Source organism: Rhodococcus sp. MEB032, from assembly GCF_030208925.1.
Classification (GTDB): domain Bacteria; phylum Actinomycetota; class Actinomycetes; order Mycobacteriales; family Mycobacteriaceae; genus Rhodococcus_F; species Rhodococcus_F qingshengii.
Genome location: NZ_JARVSY010000015.1, coordinates 24,096 through 43,045, shown reverse-complemented (window position 1 = coordinate 43,045; position 18,950 = coordinate 24,096). Strand labels below are relative to the sequence as shown.

The 18,950-nt window shown below is 63.3% G+C and carries 16 protein-coding genes; 11 read left to right on the top strand and 5 right to left on the bottom strand.

What is annotated here, in order from left to right; all coding sequences use genetic code 11:
* The first annotated feature begins 121 nt into the window (after nt 1-121).
* Nucleotides 122-1,753 (top strand): ABC-F family ATP-binding cassette domain-containing protein, encoded by a 1,632-nt coding sequence (locus QRN54_RS17155; RefSeq protein ID WP_285182546.1) that lies wholly within the window; start codon nt 122-124, stop codon nt 1,751-1,753.
* Nucleotides 1,754-1,813: 60 nt separating this feature from the next.
* On the opposite strand, the gene QRN54_RS17150 is transcribed toward QRN54_RS17155, so the two are convergent.
* Both QRN54_RS17150 and acnA read right to left on the bottom strand, forming a co-directional pair.
* Nucleotides 1,814-2,380, bottom strand: coding sequence for a TetR/AcrR family transcriptional regulator (locus QRN54_RS17150; protein WP_003944970.1), 567 nt, complete (start codon nt 2,378-2,380; stop codon nt 1,814-1,816).
* 180 nt (nt 2,381-2,560) lie between these two features.
* Nucleotides 2,561-5,362 carry an aconitate hydratase AcnA gene (acnA, locus tag QRN54_RS17145; RefSeq protein WP_007727883.1) on the bottom strand — a complete coding sequence of 934 codons (2,802 nt, stop codon included), beginning with the start codon at nt 5,360-5,362 and terminating at the stop codon, nt 2,561-2,563.
* A gap of 456 nt (nt 5,363-5,818) precedes the next feature.
* On the opposite strand from acnA, the gene QRN54_RS17140 reads away from it, so the two are divergent.
* The 8 genes from QRN54_RS17140 to QRN54_RS17105 all read left to right on the top strand — a co-directional run bounded on the left by QRN54_RS17140 (nt 5,819) and on the right by QRN54_RS17105 (nt 14,530).
* Nucleotides 5,819-6,409: an Rv1476 family membrane protein gene (locus tag QRN54_RS17140; RefSeq protein WP_285182540.1), complete on the top strand. Its 591-nt coding sequence runs from the start codon at nt 5,819-5,821 to the stop codon at nt 6,407-6,409.
* 451 nt (nt 6,410-6,860) lie between these two features.
* Complete coding sequence (locus QRN54_RS17135) at nt 6,861-8,408, top strand: NlpC/P60 family protein (RefSeq protein ID WP_285182537.1); 1,548 nt, start codon at nt 6,861-6,863, stop codon at nt 8,406-8,408.
* Nucleotides 8,409-8,558: 150 nt separating this feature from the next.
* The gene (locus QRN54_RS17130; RefSeq protein ID WP_502944056.1) at nt 8,559-9,755 is read left to right on the top strand and encodes an AAA family ATPase; all 1,197 of its coding nucleotides are present in this window, start codon (nt 8,559-8,561) and stop codon (nt 9,753-9,755) included.
* Complete coding sequence (locus tag QRN54_RS17125) at nt 9,752-10,744, top strand: DUF58 domain-containing protein (RefSeq protein WP_003944991.1); 993 nt, start codon at nt 9,752-9,754, stop codon at nt 10,742-10,744. The genes QRN54_RS17130 and QRN54_RS17125 overlap by 4 nt, the downstream gene beginning before the upstream one ends.
* Nucleotides 10,741-11,721, top strand: coding sequence for a VWA domain-containing protein (locus QRN54_RS17120; RefSeq protein WP_166502284.1), 981 nt, complete (start codon nt 10,741-10,743; stop codon nt 11,719-11,721). The genes QRN54_RS17125 and QRN54_RS17120 overlap by 4 nt, the downstream gene beginning before the upstream one ends.
* A gap of 70 nt (nt 11,722-11,791) precedes the next feature.
* Nucleotides 11,792-12,541: a 3-oxoacyl-ACP reductase FabG1 gene (gene fabG1 / locus QRN54_RS17115; protein WP_007727875.1), complete on the top strand. Its 750-nt coding sequence runs from the start codon at nt 11,792-11,794 to the stop codon at nt 12,539-12,541.
* A gap of 54 nt (nt 12,542-12,595) precedes the next feature.
* A complete protein-coding gene (gene inhA / locus QRN54_RS17110) occupies nt 12,596-13,393 on the top strand; it encodes an NADH-dependent enoyl-ACP reductase InhA (RefSeq protein ID WP_003944803.1) in 798 nt (265 codons plus the stop codon).
* Between the two features lie 84 nt (nt 13,394-13,477).
* Nucleotides 13,478-14,530, top strand: coding sequence for a ferrochelatase (locus QRN54_RS17105; RefSeq protein WP_007727874.1), 1,053 nt, complete (start codon nt 13,478-13,480; stop codon nt 14,528-14,530).
* Between the two features lie 11 nt (nt 14,531-14,541).
* On the opposite strand, the gene QRN54_RS17100 is transcribed toward QRN54_RS17105, so the two are convergent.
* Nucleotides 14,542-15,150, bottom strand: a complete 609-nt coding sequence (locus QRN54_RS17100; RefSeq protein WP_007727873.1) for a transcriptional regulator — start codon at nt 15,148-15,150, stop codon at nt 14,542-14,544.
* A gap of 106 nt (nt 15,151-15,256) precedes the next feature.
* Complete coding sequence (locus QRN54_RS17095; RefSeq protein ID WP_003944783.1) at nt 15,257-15,598, bottom strand: metallopeptidase family protein; 342 nt, start codon at nt 15,596-15,598, stop codon at nt 15,257-15,259.
* 77 nt (nt 15,599-15,675) lie between these two features.
* Between QRN54_RS17095 and QRN54_RS17090 the strand changes: the two genes are divergently transcribed.
* The gene (locus tag QRN54_RS17090; protein ID WP_003944993.1) at nt 15,676-16,167 is read left to right on the top strand and encodes a hypothetical protein; all 492 of its coding nucleotides are present in this window, start codon (nt 15,676-15,678) and stop codon (nt 16,165-16,167) included.
* Nucleotides 16,168-16,321: 154 nt separating this feature from the next.
* Nucleotides 16,322-18,115: an enoyl-CoA hydratase-related protein gene (locus QRN54_RS17085; RefSeq protein WP_285182528.1), complete on the top strand. Its 1,794-nt coding sequence runs from the start codon at nt 16,322-16,324 to the stop codon at nt 18,113-18,115.
* Here the strand turns inward: QRN54_RS17085 and QRN54_RS17080 are convergent.
* Nucleotides 18,105-18,896, bottom strand: a complete 792-nt coding sequence (locus tag QRN54_RS17080) for an Rv1486c family protein (RefSeq protein ID WP_165639260.1) — start codon at nt 18,894-18,896, stop codon at nt 18,105-18,107. The genes QRN54_RS17085 and QRN54_RS17080 overlap by 11 nt on opposite strands.
* Between the last annotated feature and the right edge of the window lie 54 nt (nt 18,897-18,950).

Sequence of the window (18,950 nt, the reverse complement as noted above, 5' to 3'; positions counted from 1 at the left end):
CGTTAGCGGACTCACACGCTGCTGGTCGGAACGACCGTCAGGTCACGGTAAAATCGATAGTTCTTGTGTCTGTAGTCAGGCATTGTTTACCCGTATTCGTCGTTTTTCCTGAGGAGTTTGCTTGATTACCGCCACTGACCTCGAAGTTCGTGCCGGTGTCCGCACCCTTCTCACGGCTCCCGGGCCTTCGTTGCGCATCCAGCCGGGCGACCGGATCGGACTCGTCGGACGTAACGGAGCCGGAAAGACGACCACACTGCGCATCCTCGCCGGCGAAGGTGAGGCATATGCGGGAAGCGTCGTACGTACCGGTGAACTCGGATACCTCCCGCAGGACCCCAAAGAGGGCGACCTGAGCGTCCTCGCCAAGGACCGGGTTCTCTCCGCACGTGGCCTCGACACGATGCTCCGCGAGATGGAGAAGCAGCAGATTCTGATGGGCGAGGTGCTCGATCAGGAATCGCAGGACCGCGCGGTCAAGAAGTACGGTCAGCTCGAGGATCGGTTCTCGGCCCTCGGCGGATACGAAGCCGAGAGTGAAGCTGCACGCATCACCAGCAGCCTCGGTCTCGAAGACCGTATTCTCGGGCAGCCGCTCAGCACGCTGTCCGGCGGTCAGCGTCGTCGCGTCGAATTGGCGCGCATCCTCTTCGCCGCCTCCGACGGCAGCGGCGCCCGCTCGGACACGACTCTGCTGCTCGACGAGCCCACCAACCACCTCGACGCCGACTCCATCACCTGGCTGCGTGGCTTCCTCCAGAACCACGAGGGTGGACTGGTGGTCATCAGCCACGACGTCGATCTGCTCAACGACGTCGTCAACCGCGTGTGGTTCCTCGATGCCGTCCGCGGTGAGGCCGACGTCTACAACATGAACTGGAAGAAGTACCTCGACGCTCGTGCCACGGACGAGCAGCGTCGTCGCCGTGAGCGCGCCAATGCCGAGAAGAAGGCCGGTGCGCTGCGGATTCAGGCCGCGAAGATGGGCGCAAAGGCAACCAAGGCCGTCGCGGCTCAGAACATGGCCAAGCGAGCCGACAAGTTGATGGCGAACCTCGATGCCGAACGTGTCTCGGACAAGGTTGCGCGGATTCGTTTCCCCGAACCCGCCGCTTGTGGCAAGACTCCGCTGATGGGCAAGAACCTCACCAAGGTGTACGGCTCGCTCGAGATCTTCACCGGTGTCGATCTCGCGATCGATCGTGGGTCTCGTGTGGTTATCCTCGGACTCAACGGTGCAGGTAAGACCACGCTGCTCCGCATCCTCGCGGGCGCGGAGAAGGCGGACGCGGGTGAGCTGATCGCCGGTCACGGATTCAAGGTCGGCTACTTCGCTCAGGAGCACGACACCCTCGACGACGACGCGTCCGTGTGGGAGAACATCCGCCACGCCGCGCCGGACACAGGGGAGCAGGAACTGCGTTCGCTGCTCGGTGCCTTCATGTTCACCGGCCCGCAGCTCGAACAGCCGGCCGGAACGCTCTCGGGTGGTGAGAAGACGCGTTTGGCTCTGGCCGGTCTGGTGTCTTCGGCTGCCAACGTTCTGCTTCTCGACGAGCCCACCAACAACCTGGACCCGATCTCACGCGAGCAGGTGCTCGACGCGCTCCGCAGCTACACCGGTGCCGTCGTCCTGGTCACCCACGATCCGGGCGCTGCCGAGGCCCTCAACCCCGAGCGGGTCATCCTCCTGCCCGACGGCAACGAGGACCACTGGTCGCAGGAATACCTCGAGCTGATCCAGCTCGCCTAACCCCCTGTGCGCCTTTTTGGTAGTGGGAACTACCAAAAAGGCGCACAGGGGCGAAGCCCCTCAATCTCTCCGCCGCACCGATTCCTCGACCAGATCGAGAACCGCTGACAGGTTGTCGACGCCGTGGCCGGAGGCGATTCTCGCGACCAGGCCGTCCATCACCAGATCCAGATACCCGATCAGAATTTCGGTGGGGACGTCGTCACGGAGTCTGCCTGCCGATTTCTGTCTGGCGAGACGCGCACTGGTCGCTTCCGTCAGTTCTACGGAGCGCTGTGACCACTTCTCGCGGAAATCGGCGTCGTTGCGCAGTCGACGCGCTATCTCCAGTCGCGTTCCCAGCCAATCGAATTGGTCGGGCTGCGCGAGCATGTCCCGCATGACCTGGACGAGGCCCTCTTCGGCGACGACATCTGCCATCCGGCTCGCATCCTCGCTTGCGAGAGCGAGGAACAGGCCGTCTTTGTCCTTGAAGTGATGGAAGATCGCTCCGCGGGACAAACCGGTGACTTCTTCGAGACGGCGAACTGTGGCGCCGTCGTAGCCGTATTCCGCAAAGCAGCGGCGGGCGCCGTCAAGGATCTGACTGCGCCGTGCCGCGAGATGGTCTTCACTGACCTTGGGCACGGGCATCCCTCCTTTGTCGGGTTGCCTGTGAGCACTTTCGGCCGTAGGCGCTGAATGTCGACTCAGTGCACAAAGCGCTCACGACCACCGATGAAACCTGGTTCGCCTTCCGGCGAAAGTGGTCGTGAGCGCTTTGTGACCCGTCAGGGGCCGAAAGTGCTCACAGGCACGTAGTGCCTACTAGCCGCGGATCATGTTGCGAAGCACGTACTGCAGGATGCCGCCGTTGCGGTAGTAATCCGCTTCGCCGGGGGTATCGATGCGTACGACTGCGTCGAACACGACCTTCTCGCCGTTCTCGCGCGTCGCCGTGACCTTCATGGTCTTCGGGGTGACGCCCTCGTTGAGCTTCTCGACACCTTCGATGTCGAAGGTCTCGGTGCCGTCGAGCTTGAGCGAACCTGCGGACTCGCCGACCGGGAACTGCAGCGGGACAACGCCCATGCCGATCAGGTTGGAGCGGTGGATGCGCTCGAACGACTCGGTGATGACGGCCTTGACGCCGAGCAGGCTCGTGCCCTTGGCTGCCCAGTCACGCGAGGATCCGGAGCCGTACTCCTTGCCGCCCAGGACGACCAGCGGGATGCCGGCTGCCTGGTAGTTCTGCGACGCGTCGTAGATGAATGCCTGCGGTGCGCCTTCCTGCGTGAAGTCGCGGGTGTAACCACCCGAGACGTCGTCGAGGAGCTGGTTGCGCAGACGGATGTTCGCGAACGTTCCGCGAATCATGACCTCGTGGTTACCGCGACGCGAGCCGAGCGAGTTGTAATCCGCACGCTCGACGCCATGGGAGTCGAGGTACTGCGCAGCGGGGGTACCGACCTTGATCGGACCTGCCGGGCTGATGTGGTCGGTGGTGACCGAGTCGCCGAGCAGTGCGAGGACGCGAGCGCCCTTGATGTCCTTGACCGGAGCCGGATCCATCGTCATGCCGTCGAAGTAAGGTGGCTTCCGCACGTAGGTGGAGTTCTCGTCCCACTCGAAGGTGTCACCCTTCGGGGTTTCGAGGTTCTGCCAGCGGCTGTCGCCCGCAAAGATGGTGGCGTACGACTTGCGGAACATGTCCTGGTCGATCGAGGACTTGATGGTCTCTTCGATTTCCTGCGTGGACGGCCAGATGTCCTTGAGGTAGACGGGGTTTCCGTCGGTGTCGTTACCGAGCGAATCGGTCTCGAAGTCGAAGTCCATGGTTCCGGCGAGGCCGTAGGCAATCACGAGCGGCGGGGAAGCCAGGTAGTTCATCTTGACGTCGGGGGAGATACGTCCCTCGAAGTTACGGTTACCCGAGAGCACCGCGGTGACCGAGAGGTCGTTGTCGTTGATGGCCTTCGAGACTGCCTCGGGCAGCGGTCCGGTGTTACCGATGCACGTGGTGCAGCCGTAACCGCCGAGGTAGTAACCGAGCTTCTCGAGGTACGGCCACAGGCCGGCCTTCTCGTAGTAATCGGTGACGACCTGCGAACCGGGAGCCATGTTGGTCTTGACCCACGGCTTGGTGGCGAGGCCCTTCTCGACGGCGTTGCGTGCGAGCAGTGCAGCACCGAGCATGACCGACGGGTTGGACGTGTTGGTGCAGGAGGTGATACCTGCAACGACGACGGCGCCGTGGTCGAGAACGAACTCACCGGCGTCGGACTTGACGACGACCGGCTTGCTCGGACGGCCTTCTGCACCGTTGGCAGCAGAGAGAACGTCGACCGCTCCGTCGTCGGCAAACGACAGAACCGCGGGATCGGAAGCCGGGAAGGACTCTTCGACGGCCTCGTCGAGCTGGGTGTGCTCGGTCGGGTGGTTCTCTTCCACGTAGTTGTGGATGTCCTTGCGGAACGCAGTCTTGGACTCCGACAACAGGATTCGGTCCTGCGGGCGCTTCGGGCCGGCGATCGAGGGAACAACGGTTCCCAGATCCAGCTCGATGTACTCCGAGAAGACGGGTTCCTTGTCGGGATTGTGCCACAGGCCCTGTTCCTTGGCGTACGCCTCGACGAGAGCGAGCTGCTCGTCGCTGCGGCCGGTGAGGCGCAGGTATTCGATGGTCTCGGCGTCGATCGGGAAGATCGCTGCGGTGGAACCGAATTCGGGGCTCATGTTGCCCAGCGTCGCGCGGTTCGCGAGCGGAACCTCGGCAACACCGTTGCCGTAGAACTCGACGAACTTGCCGACGACGCCGTGCTTACGGAGCATCTCGGTGGCGGTGAGCACGACGTCGGTTGCGGTGACGCCGGGCTTGATCTCACCGGAGAGCTTGAAGCCGACGACGCGGGGGATCAGCATGGAGACGGGCTGGCCGAGCATTGCTGCCTCGGCCTCGATGCCGCCGACGCCCCAGCCGAGCACGCCGAGGCCGTTGACCATCGTGGTGTGCGAGTCGGTGCCGACACAGGTGTCGGGGTATGCCTGTCCGTTACGCGACATGACGGTGGGTGCCAGGTACTCGATGTTGACCTGGTGAACGATGCCCATTCCCGGGGGGACGACCTTGAAGTCGTCGAATGCGCCCTGGCCCCAACGGAGGAACTGGTAACGCTCGCCGTTGCGCTCGTATTCGAGGTCGACGTTGCGCTCGAGTGCGTCGGCCTGGCCGAAGACGTCGAGGATGACCGAATGGTCGATGACCATGTCGGCGGGGGAGAGCGGGTTGACCTTGTTCGGGTCGCCGCCGAGGGTGGTGACGGCCTCACGCATGGTGGCGAGGTCGACGATGCAAGGAACGCCGGTGAAGTCCTGCATGATCACGCGGGCAGGCGTGAACTGGATTTCGATGCTCGGCTCGGCTGAGGGATCCCAGCTTGCGATTGCGCGGATGTGATCCGCGGTGATGTTGGCGCCGTCTTCGGTGCGGAGAAGGTTCTCGGCGAGAACCTTCAAGGAATAGGGCAATTTCTCGGTGCCGGGGACGGCCGAGAGGCGGAAGATCTCGTAAGAGTTCTCACCGACCTCGAGGGTTCCCTTGGCTCCGAATGAATCGATACTGGTGCTCACGTCTGCTCCACTCGTCTATGAGGGTCGCTACCGACGGGGCTGTGTCGGCAGCTGAAGCGAGGTACTTCGGCCGGGAAGATCCTCCGTAGCTCACGCCAATCGCACAGTTCGCGTGAGAACTGTCCGAACATCGGAGCTGCAGTAGAACCTGTCCTGACCGGTGGTACCTCTTGGTCCAAGTCTAACAGTACGCTTGTCCTGTGAGAATTCAGGGCAAGTTGACCGAAACAATCTTCATGCAGACTGCGGGCCTGCGCAACGCAGGCTTGGCTGGGTGACCGCACCCACAGCTACCGCTCGGGCGGCACGCGCGGCGGTTGTGTGTGACGCCTGGTGGCAGTCGACCTGAAGTAGGGTGCATGCAGGCCCGTCGCGGGTCGGCCGCCGAAAAACGACCTCGGAAGAACTCCCCGCATCTCAGCGGTGGACGGAATCCGAACAGCACCCGGATGAGAGATGTCTGCTCCTACAAATCACGCTTTTGCGCCTGTGCACTCGAAGTCCCCGTTGCACGTCGCTGTTCCGTCGGACGTCGATCTCGACGACGTGCTCGCGGACATTTCGACGGACGGCGTCTCCGCCCCCGCGGATGATGTTGCGGGGCTGACCGCGGTGGTGACCGACGCTCGTGAACGTGGTGTCGACTTGAGCGTCGTAGTAGTCGACGCAAATCCGGGCCGGCCGTCCGATCTTCGAGACCTGGCCACGACGGTCGGCAAAACAGAAGGCGGAACGGTTCTCGTTCTGAGCCCTGACTGGATGGGTAGCTACAGCGATTCGATCAGTCGAGTGCAGCTCGAAACTGCACAGGACCGATCTTTCGGCGAAAGCGCAAGCGTGACCGCGGACCGCTTCTCGCACGAGATCGTGGCGCCAGGTCCGCCGTGGACGCTTTACACGGTCCTTGTCATCGCAGTGGTGGCGGTTATTGCCGGAATTACCTTTGCCGTCAAGTGGCGGCGAGAGCCAGAAAACGCGCAAACCAGACATATCGCCTCGCCTTCGGAAACGCCAGCACCATCCGACCACCGGGCCGATTCCGTCTGACCTTGGTCCTCTTGCGAGATTTTCAGTAACTCGTCGAAAACAGGTACTCACCGCTGTTTGCGGTGAGTACCTGCCCTTTTTGGTGCCTGCATGCCATTCGACCAGCTCAAATACCGTTTGTGTTATTTGTGGCTAAAGTTTCCAAAGAGCGCTTGAGTGTCGTACGGTACAACTGGCACTTTTTGGGGAAGAAGTGTCGCAGACAGGCTGATGTTGTTCGACGCGTACTTGTCGGTTGCCTCGTTCTCGAGGTGTCGACGGTGGCGTTCGTACGGCACGTCCAGGTCGACGAGCAGCTCTCGGGCTGTGGGCGACCGGTGCTTGGTCTGCGCATTCCCTCCCCGCACGGATCGGCGACCCAGCGGGCCGTGGCGTTACACGCGAGGGAGAGTTATTTGTGAGGCAAGTAACACGTGGCGGCGAGTCCCGTCGTGGTCCTTCCCGTAAATCGATGCGCCTGGCGCAACTGGTCATCGGATTCGGCGTCGTCGGATCCCTGATCGTCGGGACGCCGGCCATGTCCTCGGCCGTACCGCCACCGCCGCCGAATCCGAGTGACTCGGATATCGCCGCGGCAGATTCGCAGGTCTCGTCGAGCGTCGGCACCGTCAGCGCGCTCATCAATCAAGTCGCATCGGCAAACGAACAGTTGTCGGCACTCGACAACGAAGTTGCGATCAAGCGTGAAGACGTCAACAAGACTCTCGTGGATCTGCAGAACGCTCGCGGCGCCGCAGACTCCGCAGCGCAGGCCGTCGGAGTCACGAAACAAGCTCTGAAGGACGCGTCGGCGCAGATCGAGGTCGCTCAGACGGACTTCGACAAGTACGCACGCTCGAGCTACGTCAAGGGCACCAATACTGCGTCGATCTCGTCGTTCCTCGACGCCAAGGGTCCTGGCGACGTTCTCGACCGCGCGCAGGTCCTCAAGCTTCTCGCCAATACGCAGAGTGCAGTGCTCGACGGTCTCCAGCGAGCACGTACCGAGCAGGCGAACAAGGATTCCGCGACCCGCCAGGCCAAGCAGCAGGCCGATGCCGCCGCCGAGGTCGCCGCGCAGCTGAAGGAGCTGGCGGAGCAGGCGATTCAGATCGCGCGCAACGCTCTCGATCAGCAGGTAGCCAAGAAGGCCGCGATCGAAGCCGAGCGCAACTCTGCCCAGGCTCAGCTCGACGCCGCCCGCAACGCCGTCGCCGGCTTGCAGGGTCAACGCCAGGCATACGCGACCTGGGACGAACAGCGCCGCGCCGAGGAAGCTCATCAGAAGGCTCTCGAAGCCGCTGCCAAGGAAGCGGCCGCTCAGGCCGCCGCCCGTGCCGCTGCCGACCAGGCAGCCAAGGATCGAGCTGCCGCATTGGCAGCAGCCCAGCGTCCGCACACCGCGGTCGAAGACCCGACTCCGACCGTCATCCCGGACGACGACGACACCTGGACTGACGAAGAAACAGGGACCGACGAGGAAACAGGCACGGACGAAGAGACCGGCACCGACGAGGAAACAGTCACGACGCCCAAGCCCACCACCCCGAAGCCGACGACGCCGAAACCCACCACTCCGAAGCCTTCCGTCACCGGAAGCGCTGCAATCGAATCCGTCATCGACCGCGGAATGTCTCAGCTAGGCGTGCAGTATGCCTGGGGCGGCGGCGACGAGAACGGTCCGACGCGAGGCATCCGTGACGGCGGCGTCGCTGACAGTTACGGCGACTTCAACAAGGTCGGGTTCGACTGCTCCGGCTTGATGATTTATGCCTTTGCCGGCATCGGGATCTCGCTGCCGCACTACACCGGCTATCAGTACACCGCAGGCACTCAGGTTCCGTCTTCGGAGATGAAGCGCGGCGACATGATCTTCTACGGCCCCAACGCCAGCCAACACGTGGCGCTCTACCTCGGTAACGGTCAGATGCTCGAGGCACCACAATCCGGTTCGAGTGTCATGGTCTCACCGGTTCGGTGGGGCGGAATGACGCCGTACGCCGTCCGACTGGTGTCCTGACCGTCAGAGGAAATGCCGCTGACACCCGCATTGTCAGGGAAGTATCAAGTTCCCGACGTGGTGTTACGGCATCGAGCGCAACTACCTGGAATAGTTGACGGGGAACACGTTACTGTCGGTACTTTTCTAGGTGAAAGCGATGGATTCTTGGTGACCTCACGTGAAGATTCGGTCGGAACGGTCGACGTAAGCAAGGCGAGTGGAAGTGCGGACGGAGCAGCACCTTCCCTGGCAGCCGACGTTCAGACCTTGGAACGAGCGATTTACGAGGTCAAGCGAGTCATCGTCGGGCAGGACCGGCTTGTCGAGCGCATTCTCGTCGGACTTCTCGCCAAGGGGCACGTCCTCCTCGAAGGCGTACCCGGTGTCGCCAAGACGCTGGCCGTCGAGACTTTCGCGAAGGTCGTCGGCGGTTCGTTCTCCCGCGTCCAGTTCACCCCGGACCTGGTGCCCACCGACCTGATCGGCACGCGCATCTACCGTCAGGGCCGCGAGGAGTTCGACACCGAACTCGGCCCCGTCGTCGCCAACTTCGTGTTGGCCGACGAGATCAACCGTGCCCCGGCCAAGGTGCAGTCCGCGCTCCTCGAGGTGATGGCAGAACGCCACGTCTCGATCGGTGGCAAGCGATACCACATGCCCGATCCGTTCCTGGTGATGGCGACGCAGAACCCCATCGAGAACGAGGGCGTCTACCCGCTCCCCGAAGCGCAGCGCGACCGCTTCCTGTTCAAGATCCTCGTCGATTACCCGACAGTGGAGGAAGAACGCGAAATCGTCTACCGGATGGGCGTCGCGGCCCCGGAGCCGCACCAGATCCTCGGTCCGGAGGAGTTGGTCAGGCTCCAACGCGTCGCCAGCAACGTCTTCGTTCACCACGCGCTCGTCGATTACGTTGTCCGGGTCATCGCCGCTACTCGTACGCCGCTTGAAGTCGGACTCGAGGACGTCGCAGGCTGGATCGCGTACGGCGCCTCACCCCGCGCGACGCTCGGCATCATCGCCGCGTCGCGAGCTCTCGCTCTCGTCCGCGGGCGCGACTACGTAGTGCCGCAGGACGTCATCGAGGTGATCCCGGACGTGTTGCGTCACCGCCTCGTTCTTTCCTACGACGCCATGGCCGACGAGGTGACTCCCGACGCCGTCATCGCCCGGGTGCTGCAGACCGTCGGACTGCCGCAGATCGCCGCGCGGCCGGTTCCTAACGTTCCCGGTCCGCCTCAGCAGGGCGCACCGCAGGCACCTCAGTTCAACGCACAGGGCACCGCGAATCCACAGGGCACAGTCAATCCACAGGGAAACGGCGCGCCGATCGCGACCGCTGAGACGATGAGTCGCCCGCAGTGACCGAAGGCCGCGACGGTGGCCAGGCGACACCCGCCGGATCCACCGGTTCTCCGCCGTCGTTCCGATCCGGCGAGCTCAGCGACCCCAAACTCACCGCTGCGCTGCGCACTCTCGAGCTGACGGTTCGCCGCCGCCTGGACGGTGTGCTGCACGGCGATCATCTCGGCCTGATTCCCGGTCCGGGTTCGGAGCCGGGAGATGCCCGCGAGTATCAGCCGGGCGACGACGTGCGGCAGATGGACTGGTCCGTCACCGCACGGACGACGCACCCACACGTGCGTCAGTCGGTCGCAGATCGTGAGCTCGAGACGTGGCTCGTCATCGACTTGTCCGCAAGTCTCGACTTCGGGACCGCCGGATGCGAGAAGCGCGACCTGGTCGTCGCCGCAGCCGCGGCCATCACTCACCTGACCAGTTCGGGCGGTAACCGCGTCGGCGCCATCATCTCGACCGGCGCACAGACAACTCGAATTCCGGCCCGCGGTGGGCGAATTCACGCACAGGCGATGCTCCGCAAGATCGCGACGACTCCGCACGCGCCGGACGGGGTACGCGGTGATCTGGTCGGCGCGATCGAAGCGCTCAGACGCCCACAGCGTCGACGCGGACTCGCGGTGGTCATCAGTGACTTCCTCGGACCGATCGACTGGGAACGCTCGCTGCGCGCCATTTCAGGACGGCACGACGTGCTCGGTGTCGAAGTGGTCGATCCGCGAGACCTCGAACTGCCCGACGTGGGCGACGTGGTGCTCCACGATCCCGAGTCCGGCCGGACCAGAGAATTCACCACGACGCCGCAATTGCGCGCCGACTTCGCCAGAGTCGCCGCCGAGCACCGCGTCGAGGTCAGGCAAGCTCTACGTCGTTGCGGCGCACCGCTCATGTCCCTGCACACCGATCGGGACTGGATCGCCGACGTCGTGAGATTCATCTCGGCACGCCGACACAGTTATGGTGCCGGCGCCGGAACTGGGGGCGTTCGTTCGTGAGTCTTTCTCAATTCACCGCACCGTGGTGGCTGCTGTTCCTCGCTGTCATCGCCGCGTTGGTGGTCGGTTACGTACTCGTGCAGAAGCAGCGAGCCAAGCACACACTTCGGTTCACGAACTTCGCACTGTTGGAGAAGGTCGCGCCTTCGCGGCCCGGGCGGTGGCGTCATATTCCGGCGATTCTGATGGTCATCGCATTGGTGTTCTTCACCGTCGCCCTTGCCGGTCCGACGGCAGACAAGAAGGTCCCGCGAAACCGTGCCACGGTGATCCTCGTGATCGACGTGTCGCTGTCGATGCAGGCCACCGACGTCGAGCCGACGCGATTGGCAGCAGCGCAGGAAGCTGCGAAGTCGTTCGCCGACGGTCTGACTCCCGGCATCAACCTCGGGTTGGTCGCATTTGCCGGAACGGCTTCGGTTCTGGTGTCGCCCACCACGAATCGTGACGCGACGAAGGTCGCCATCGACAACCTCAAGCTCAGTGAGCGAACGGCGACGGGCGAAGCGATCTTCACCTCGTTGCAGTCGATCGACACGCTGTCGGCTGTTCTCGGCGGCAGCGACCAGGCGCCACCGGCGCGCATCGTGTTGCTGTCCGACGGTAAGCAGACCGTTCCCGAGAGCTCGGACGATCCGCGGGGCGGATTCACTGCTGCCCGTCAGGCCAAGGACAAGGGCGTTCCGATCTCGACCATTTCCTTCGGAACGACATACGGGCGAGTCGAGATCGAAGGAGACCGAATCCCCGTCCCGGTCGACGACGCGTCATTGAAGGAGATCGCCAACCTTTCCGGCGGAAGTTTCTTCACGGCATCGAGCCTCGAAGAACTGCGCCAGGTGTACGACACGCTCGAAGAGCAGATCGGTTTCGAGACGACACGAGGAGACGCGAGTCGACCGTGGTTGGTCCTCGGCGTCGTGTTCGCGACCGCTGGTCTGACGATTGCCCTGGTACGCAGGCAGCGTCTGCCCTGATCGAGAGCAGTTCCGAATTGTCCAAATACCGCTGGTACGCGGCCCGCAGAGAATTGATAGGTTGATCGCCATGTCTACCCCTCCCACGACAGTGGTTTCCGAACGGACCGTCACCACACCGCGCTCGGTGCTCGTCACCGGCGGTAACCGCGGAATCGGCTTGGCCGTCGCTCAGCGGCTCGCCGCAGACGGCCACAAGGTAGCCGTCACGCACCGCGGTTCCGGTGTCCCCGAAGGGTTGTTCGGCGTCGTGTGCGACGTCACCGACACCGAGTCGATCGACCGTGCGTTCAAAGAGGTCGAAGCGCACCAGGGGCCGGTCGAGGTCATCGTCGCCAATGCCGGCGTCACCGACGACACACTGATCATGCGAATGAGCGAAGAGCAGTTCACGAGCGTCGTCGACGCGAACCTCACCGGTACGTTCCGCCTCTCGAAGCGTGCGACCCGTTCGATGCTGCGCGCGCGTTTCGGACGGTTCATCTTCCTCGGCTCTGTGGTGGGTCTGGCAGGACAAGCCGGCCAGGTCAACTACGCCGCGTCCAAAGCAGGCATCGTCGGTATCGCTCGTTCCCTGACAAGGGAACTCGGCTCACGTTCGATCACCGCCAACGTCGTCGCTCCCGGGTTCATCGAGACCGACATGACGGCAGCACTGGGCGACGACGTCAAGGACAAGGCCACCGAGTTCATCCCGTTGCAGCGGACCGGAAAGCCGGAAGATGTTGCAGCAGTTGTCAGTTTCCTCGCCTCCGACGATTCGGCCTACGTCTCGGGTGCGGTGATCCCCGTCGACGGTGGACTCGGCATGGGGCACTGACCCGCTTTTCGTACACACACCTTTCTCGTACGTCTGAAATCAGGAGGACATCTCATGGGCGGCTTGCTCGAGGGTAAGACCATTCTTGTCACCGGCATCATCACCGATTCGTCGATCGCGTTCCACGTGGCCAAGGTCGCGCAGGAGCAGGGCGCGAAGGTACTGATCACCGGATTCGATCGTCTGCGCCTCATCGACCGCATCGCCCAGCGCCTGCCGCAGCCCGTGCCGCCGGCAATCTCGCTCAACGTCCAGAGCTCGGAGGATCTCGCCTCTCTCGCCGAGCGTGTGCGCGAGCTGGCTCCCGAGGGTATCGACGGCGTCGTCCACTCGATCGGCTTCGCTCCCCGCTCCTGCCTGGGAAGCCCGTTCATGGACGCGCCGTGGGAAGACGTGGCGGTCGCACTCGAGGTGTCCGCCTACTCGTACAGCGCACTGGCCAAGGCCTTGCTGCCGGTGCTCAACGACAACGCGTCCATCGTCGGTATGGACTTCGATCCGGCGCGCGCGATGCCGTTCTACAACTGGATGGGTGTCTCCAAGGCGACCCTCGAGGCCGTCAATCGGTACGTGGCCAAAGAGGTCGGCGTCCGCGGCATCCGCTCGAACCTGGTGTCCTCCGGCCCGATCAAGACCTTGGCCGCCAAGGCCATTGCCGGTGACAGCACCGGTCCGGGCGCGGAGTTGGACAAGCTGAACACCGCATGGGACGGTGCTGCGCCCATCGGCTGGGACGTCGACGATCGCGAGCCGGTCGCCAAAACGGTCTGCACCGTTCTCTCGGATTGGTTGCCCGGCACGACCGCGTCGATCATCTACGTCGACGGCGGCTTCCACGCGATGGTCGGCTAGTAGCACCCCTTCTACTACGCAGGTGAGTACCCGGGTGACTCCCGCCGAACGGCATCGCGCAAGATTGAACTCATGACCGTAAGTATGGACATGCAGTTCGATGCTCTTCTCGTTTTGTCGTTCGGCGGTCCCGAAAAACCCGAAGACGTACGGCCGTTCCTCGAAAACGTCACGCGCGGTAGGGGAGTGCCACCGGAGCGGCTCGACGCTGTCGTCGAGCACTACATGCATTTCGGTGGAGTTTCGCCCATCAACGCGCTCAACCGAGACCTGATCGAACGGGTCGAAGGTGAGCTGGCAGCAGCCGGCGTGGATTTGCCCGTGTACTTCGGCAACCGCAACTGGCACCCGATGGTCGAAGACACCGTTGCCAAGATGCGCGAGGACGGTGTCCGCAACGCCGCCGTGTTCGCCACGTCGGCGTGGGGTGGTTACTCCGGATGTCGGCAGTACCACGAGGACATCGCCCGTGCCCGTGAGGCGGTCGGTGACGGCGCACCGACGCTGACAAAACTTCGCCAGTACTACGACCATCCGCTGGTCGTCGGCGCGTTCGCCGACGGTGTGCGCGCGGCCCGCGCAGAGTTGCCCGAAGCGACTCGCGATACTGCGCGCCTGGTGTTCACCGCGCATTCGGTACCGAGTGCCGCAGACCGCAATGCAGGGCCGCCGGCAGAGGGCGGAAACCTCTACAGTCGACAGGTCGCCGAGGCCGCGAAGTTGGTTGCCGAGGCCGTCGGCGTCGAGGATTTCGATCTGGTGTGGCAGTCGCGATCAGGCCCGCCGCAGGTTCCGTGGCTGGACCCCGACATCTGTGATCACCTGGATACGTTGTCCGCCAAGGATGTTCGCGCCGTAATCGTGTGCCCCGTCGGTTTCGTCTCCGATCACCTCGAAGTGGTGTGGGACCTGGACACCGAGGCCAAGGACAAGGCAGCCGAACTCGGGATGGATTTCGTTCGGGCAGCAACGCCCGGCCGCGATCAGCGTTTCGCGCAGCTGGTGCCCACGCTCGTTCGGGAACTGGCCGAGGCCGAGCAGCCACTGCGACTGGGGGTCGAGCCGCTGCTCGGCTCGACCACCAACGGTCTCTCGTGTGCAGTCAATTGCTGCGCGGCCGTTCAGCGTCCCCGCTGACGGTCCGACGCTCAGGTGTTCGGATGCTTGAGTTTTCCGCAGGGCCCGGGAACGGTGGACGTGCTGCGCGAGGTGAGGAGCGTCTCGACGATCTGTCGATCCTCGGGGCTCAGTGACGGGTCGATGTAGTTGAGTTCGGGCGCGCCCAGTTCGCGGACTCGCCCGGCGAGGGTCGCGACAAACGAGACGCGTTCTTCGTCGTCGTCGTTGACGTCGTGGATCTGCAGCACCGACACCGGAAACTTGCGCAGCGTCACAGGCAGGAAGCGGGCGCCGAGCACATGGTCGACGTTGAATCCCGCCCACTGCCCCTGGTTGGCCTCCACGCATTCGGCGTCGGAGTGAATTGCGCTCTCGCCGATGTACTTACGTGCGGGCAGCATCTTCTTGGGGGCAAGTTCGGATGCGCCCTGCTGAAGGACGGGAAAGTCGCCGTCCGAGTACAACCAAGGCTGGTTGGCCATCTTGATCAACCGACCGGCGTCCAGATCCGGGAGATAGCGAGACTTGAGGAGAAACGCGACGCTGTCGACCGAGATGCCCAGCAGTTCTGCGGCCTTCTGTCGGCTCATCGCGAACGTCGGGGCATTCTTCGGGGCGATCTGGATCAAATTGACCATGCGAACTCCTGTAAGTGTTCAATTGTTGCGGGCTTGGTACAGCTGACATGACAATTCGCCGTTTATCAACCTCTAGCTGATTTCCGACTTGTAGATGAGTCGGTTGTCACCATCCGAGTTCACGCAACCGGGGATCTCCGATCCCGAAGTGGTGGCCGATTTCGTGGATCACGGTTCGGCGAACTTGCTCGATCACCTCGTCTTCGGTGCTGCAGATCGCACAGATGGCCCTGCGGTAGATCGTGATGCGGTCGGGAAGGACGCCGGCGTACGTGGTGGTCCTCTTGGTCAGTGGGATGCCCTGATACAGCCCGAGTAGCCCCGGTCGTCCACCTTCGAGTTGAACGGTCACTGCGACATTGGCCATCTCCGCACCCAATTTCGGTGGCAGGCTGTCGAGCGCCCGCTTGACCATGTCCTCGAACTGGCTGTCGTCCACGTCGATCATCTGCCCATTGTGCGTGCGGGGGCGGGATCCGGGTGTGTCCATGTGGAAACAGTGCAGCTTACGGCTATGTTCATTGCGTGGCCGAAGACCTCTATCACCGTTACGAATTCACATTCATCGTTCAGATGCTGACAGTCTCGCAAGAGCAGGCGATCGAAGAGAGCTTGGGCGGAAGGGTCGAGGACCGACGCGGGCTGCAGCTGCTGACGCTCACCTCGGAAGGCATGCGAGCGGCGACAACGGCTATCACCGTGGTGGACCAGTTGGTGGCTGCAGGCGTGCGTCCCCAGCGGACACATCCCGATCTGGTGTCACGTCAGGACATTGCCGACCGTGCGGGGGTGACGCGGCAAGCTGTCGGGCAGTGGGTGCGAGGGGTCCGGCAGGCGGCTACGCCTTTCCCGATTCCGTACAACTCGGTTGCCGGGGGGATCTGGTTCTGGGGCGACGTCCTGGATTGGTTGCGCCGTCAGGGGTACAGCCAGGACACCGGTTTGCGCTACCCGACGCTGGATGAACATATTCGCATCGACCGCCATATCGCGATCAATCACAAGACTGTGGGTTGATCGATCAAACGGTTTGCTTGAAAATAGCTATTGAAACAAACCGACGGTAGGTATAAAGTCCCTAAATACCTCAATCAATCTATCGGTGCGTCGGTCCTGCTCTGGGGGGAGTCTGGTCTGCGCTGCAGATACCCGAGCATGCGAGCAGGAATTCATGGTTTCGACCCCCGAAGTACGACCGATTCCCAAATCGGCCGCGCTCACGACTTCTGTGGCTATTTCCAGCGATGTAGCAACGGCTAAGCTACGTGAAGGTGTATCGGGCAGGGGCCGTCTGCGAGCGGCGACGGCGGCGCTGTTCCGGCGCTCACGCCCACGTACGACCTTCGCGCCACCGTTGAGCGTGCTTCTTCTCGTCACCTCCGACAACGGTCTCTCGCAGCGGGCCGGTCTTGTTCTTCGCGAGGCGGGACACCAAGTCCGTACAGCCGTCGTCGCCGACGCGGACGCAGTGCTGGCCGCGACTTCTTCGGGAGATTTTGACCTCGTCATCTGCCCGTTCTTGAAAGCCTATGTCCCGGAATCTGTTTGGCAGCGGTGGACAACGATCATCATCCATCCCGGCCCGCCCGGAGATCGCGGGCCGTCGTCGCTGGACTGGGCGATAACGGATGGCGAACCGATCTGGGGTGTCACGGCATTGCAGGCCGCTGAGGAACTCGATGCCGGGCCGGTGTGGGCGTGGCGGACGTTCGAACTCCGGAACGGGGCAACCAAATCCTCGGTATACAACGAGGAAGTCACCGACGCGGCGATGGAGTGCATTGGAGAGGTCGTCGAACATTTCCGTACTCCTGACTTCCAGCCGATTCCATCGGACCGAGTTGCGCGGCCCGTGGCTTCGACCCGATCGCGGCCGAGCATGAAACAGGCCGATCGCGTTTTCAGCTGGGAGGAAGACGCGCCGAGCATCGTCCGCGCCGTCAACGCCGCCGACGGGTTTCCCGGCGTCGCCGTTCAGTTGGGGCTCGACCGGGTCTACGTCTACGACGCTCACCTCGATACCCACGTCGATGCAGCGCCCGGCACCATCGTCGAGTACTTCCACCAGGCAATACGTGTTGCCACCGGTGCGGGCTCCGTTTGGATCGGACATGCGCGGCTCGTCGGCGCCGGCAATGTCAAACTTCCGTCGACCGCGGTCGTACGTCCGGACGTGTTCGTTCCACAGGTCTGGGAGGGTCGTTACCCCGAGACCGACTATCACCGCGACGGCGATATCGGATATCTCTCGTTCCGCTTCTACAACGGTGCGATGAGTACGAAGCAATGCGCGCGACTGGCCGCCAGGCTCCGCTGGGCGATCGCGCAGGACACCAAGATCCTTGTCCTGACGGGTGACTACGACAGATTCAGCAACGGTATCCACCTCAACGTCATCGAGGCCGCGTCGGATCAAGCCGGAGAAGCGTGGGCCAACATCAAAGCCATCAACGAGATCGCGAAAGCGATCGTCACCTGTACGGAACAGGTTGTGGTGGCGGCATTCACAGGCAACGCCGGTGCCGGCGGGGTCATGCTCCCGCTTGGAGCCGACGTAGTCGTGGCCAGGGACGGTGTGGTTCTCAATCCTCATTACGCCACGATGGGCCTGTTCGGCTCGGAACTGCACACGTACACACTTCCGGCTCGGGTCGGCGAGCAGCAGGCCCGCAGTCTGCTGGCCGAGTGCAGTGCGATAGGCATCCGTCGAGCCTTGGACATCGGACTTGTCGACGCGATCGGCCCCAGGCGGCCGGATCTGTTCGAGGCGTGGTTGCGCGAGGTCGCCACCGACTTGCTCGAAGGAGATCGGCTGGAATCGATGCTGGAGCGCAAACGTCTTCGACTGGAACGTGATCCGGTGGAGCCCTACGAGGAGCGTGAGCTCGAAGAGATGAAGATCGACATGTTCGGTGACCGCAACGGGTTTGCCGAGAAACGCCGGAACTTCGTGCTCAAGCTCTGATCGACACGCTGTTCGCCGACGCGACACGGGCAATGCGAACAACGTCCCACAGTCGTCGCAGCAGGTCGTCACGCCTCTGCGCAGTGGACACGCTCGGGGCCTGATTGGTCGATATCGACGCAGCCACGGTGAGAATGGCTGCCACGTTGTCGGCGGTGTCGATCACCTGTAAATGCCGAGGTGACAGTGTCGACGGCCAGCGGTGTCCGGCCTGGGCCTGCAGGGCTTCGGCGACCAGCGTACGAGCGTCGTTTCCAGGCATTCCGGTGGCTACGGTCGGAAGCCCGCCGAGCACCTCGGCTGCGTCCCGAACAGCTTGGCGCAGTTCGTATTCGGCTTCGCGGAGTCCGATCGATTCGGCGCTGCCCGCCACAGTGGGAATGGAGAAGACCGTCCATCGCAGGACGTCCGGGCCTTCCTTCGACGGCACGAGTCCGACTCCCGGCTTGCCGACGGCGCCGATCTGTATCCCTTCACCCGTTGCGATCGCAGCGCGCGCGAACTCGGTCCCGGTGGGCAGACCACGTACGTCACCGGCCGTGGGAAGGACCAGGCGGACCTCGGCAGCCTCCGAGCGCGCGATTCTGAGCAGGGTGGGCACACCGGAAGCCGTGACTCCCGGCCATTCGAGATCGTGGCGGACCGCGGTTTCCGCATCGGCGGCGCCGATCAGGTGCATCGGTGCCCACGCGGCAAGGGCGTCGATGACGTCGTCCGGCGCAGCGTCGCCGGCGAGCCATGACGCTGCCCACACGGTGAGGGTTGCGCTGGGAGAACTCATGACCGTGAAGTTTAGTTCGGCGTGGCGACATGCGCGGCCCCGGCGTTGTGACCT

What these genes read in the sequence shown, in the direction of transcription:
- QRN54_RS17140 (WP_285182540.1), top strand. Translation starts at nt 5,819, where the DNA reads ATGTCTGCTCCTACAAATCACGCTTTTGCGCCTGTGCACTCGAAGTCC.
- QRN54_RS17135 (WP_285182537.1), top strand. Translation starts at nt 6,861, where the DNA reads ATGCGCCTGGCGCAACTGGTCATCGGATTCGGCGTCGTCGGATCCCTG.
- fabG1 (WP_007727875.1), top strand. Translation starts at nt 11,792, where the DNA reads ATGTCTACCCCTCCCACGACAGTGGTTTCCGAACGGACCGTCACCACA.
- inhA (WP_003944803.1), top strand. Translation starts at nt 12,596, where the DNA reads ATGGGCGGCTTGCTCGAGGGTAAGACCATTCTTGTCACCGGCATCATC.
- QRN54_RS17105 (WP_007727874.1), top strand. Translation starts at nt 13,478, where the DNA reads ATGGACATGCAGTTCGATGCTCTTCTCGTTTTGTCGTTCGGCGGTCCC.
- QRN54_RS17100 (WP_007727873.1), bottom strand. Translation starts at nt 15,150, where the DNA reads ATGGTCAATTTGATCCAGATCGCCCCGAAGAATGCCCCGACGTTCGCG.
- QRN54_RS17095 (WP_003944783.1), bottom strand. Translation starts at nt 15,598, where the DNA reads ATGATCGACGTGGACGACAGCCAGTTCGAGGACATGGTCAAGCGGGCG.
- QRN54_RS17085 (WP_285182528.1), top strand. Translation starts at nt 16,322, where the DNA reads ATGGTTTCGACCCCCGAAGTACGACCGATTCCCAAATCGGCCGCGCTC.
- QRN54_RS17080 (WP_165639260.1), bottom strand. Translation starts at nt 18,896, where the DNA reads ATGAGTTCTCCCAGCGCAACCCTCACCGTGTGGGCAGCGTCATGGCTC.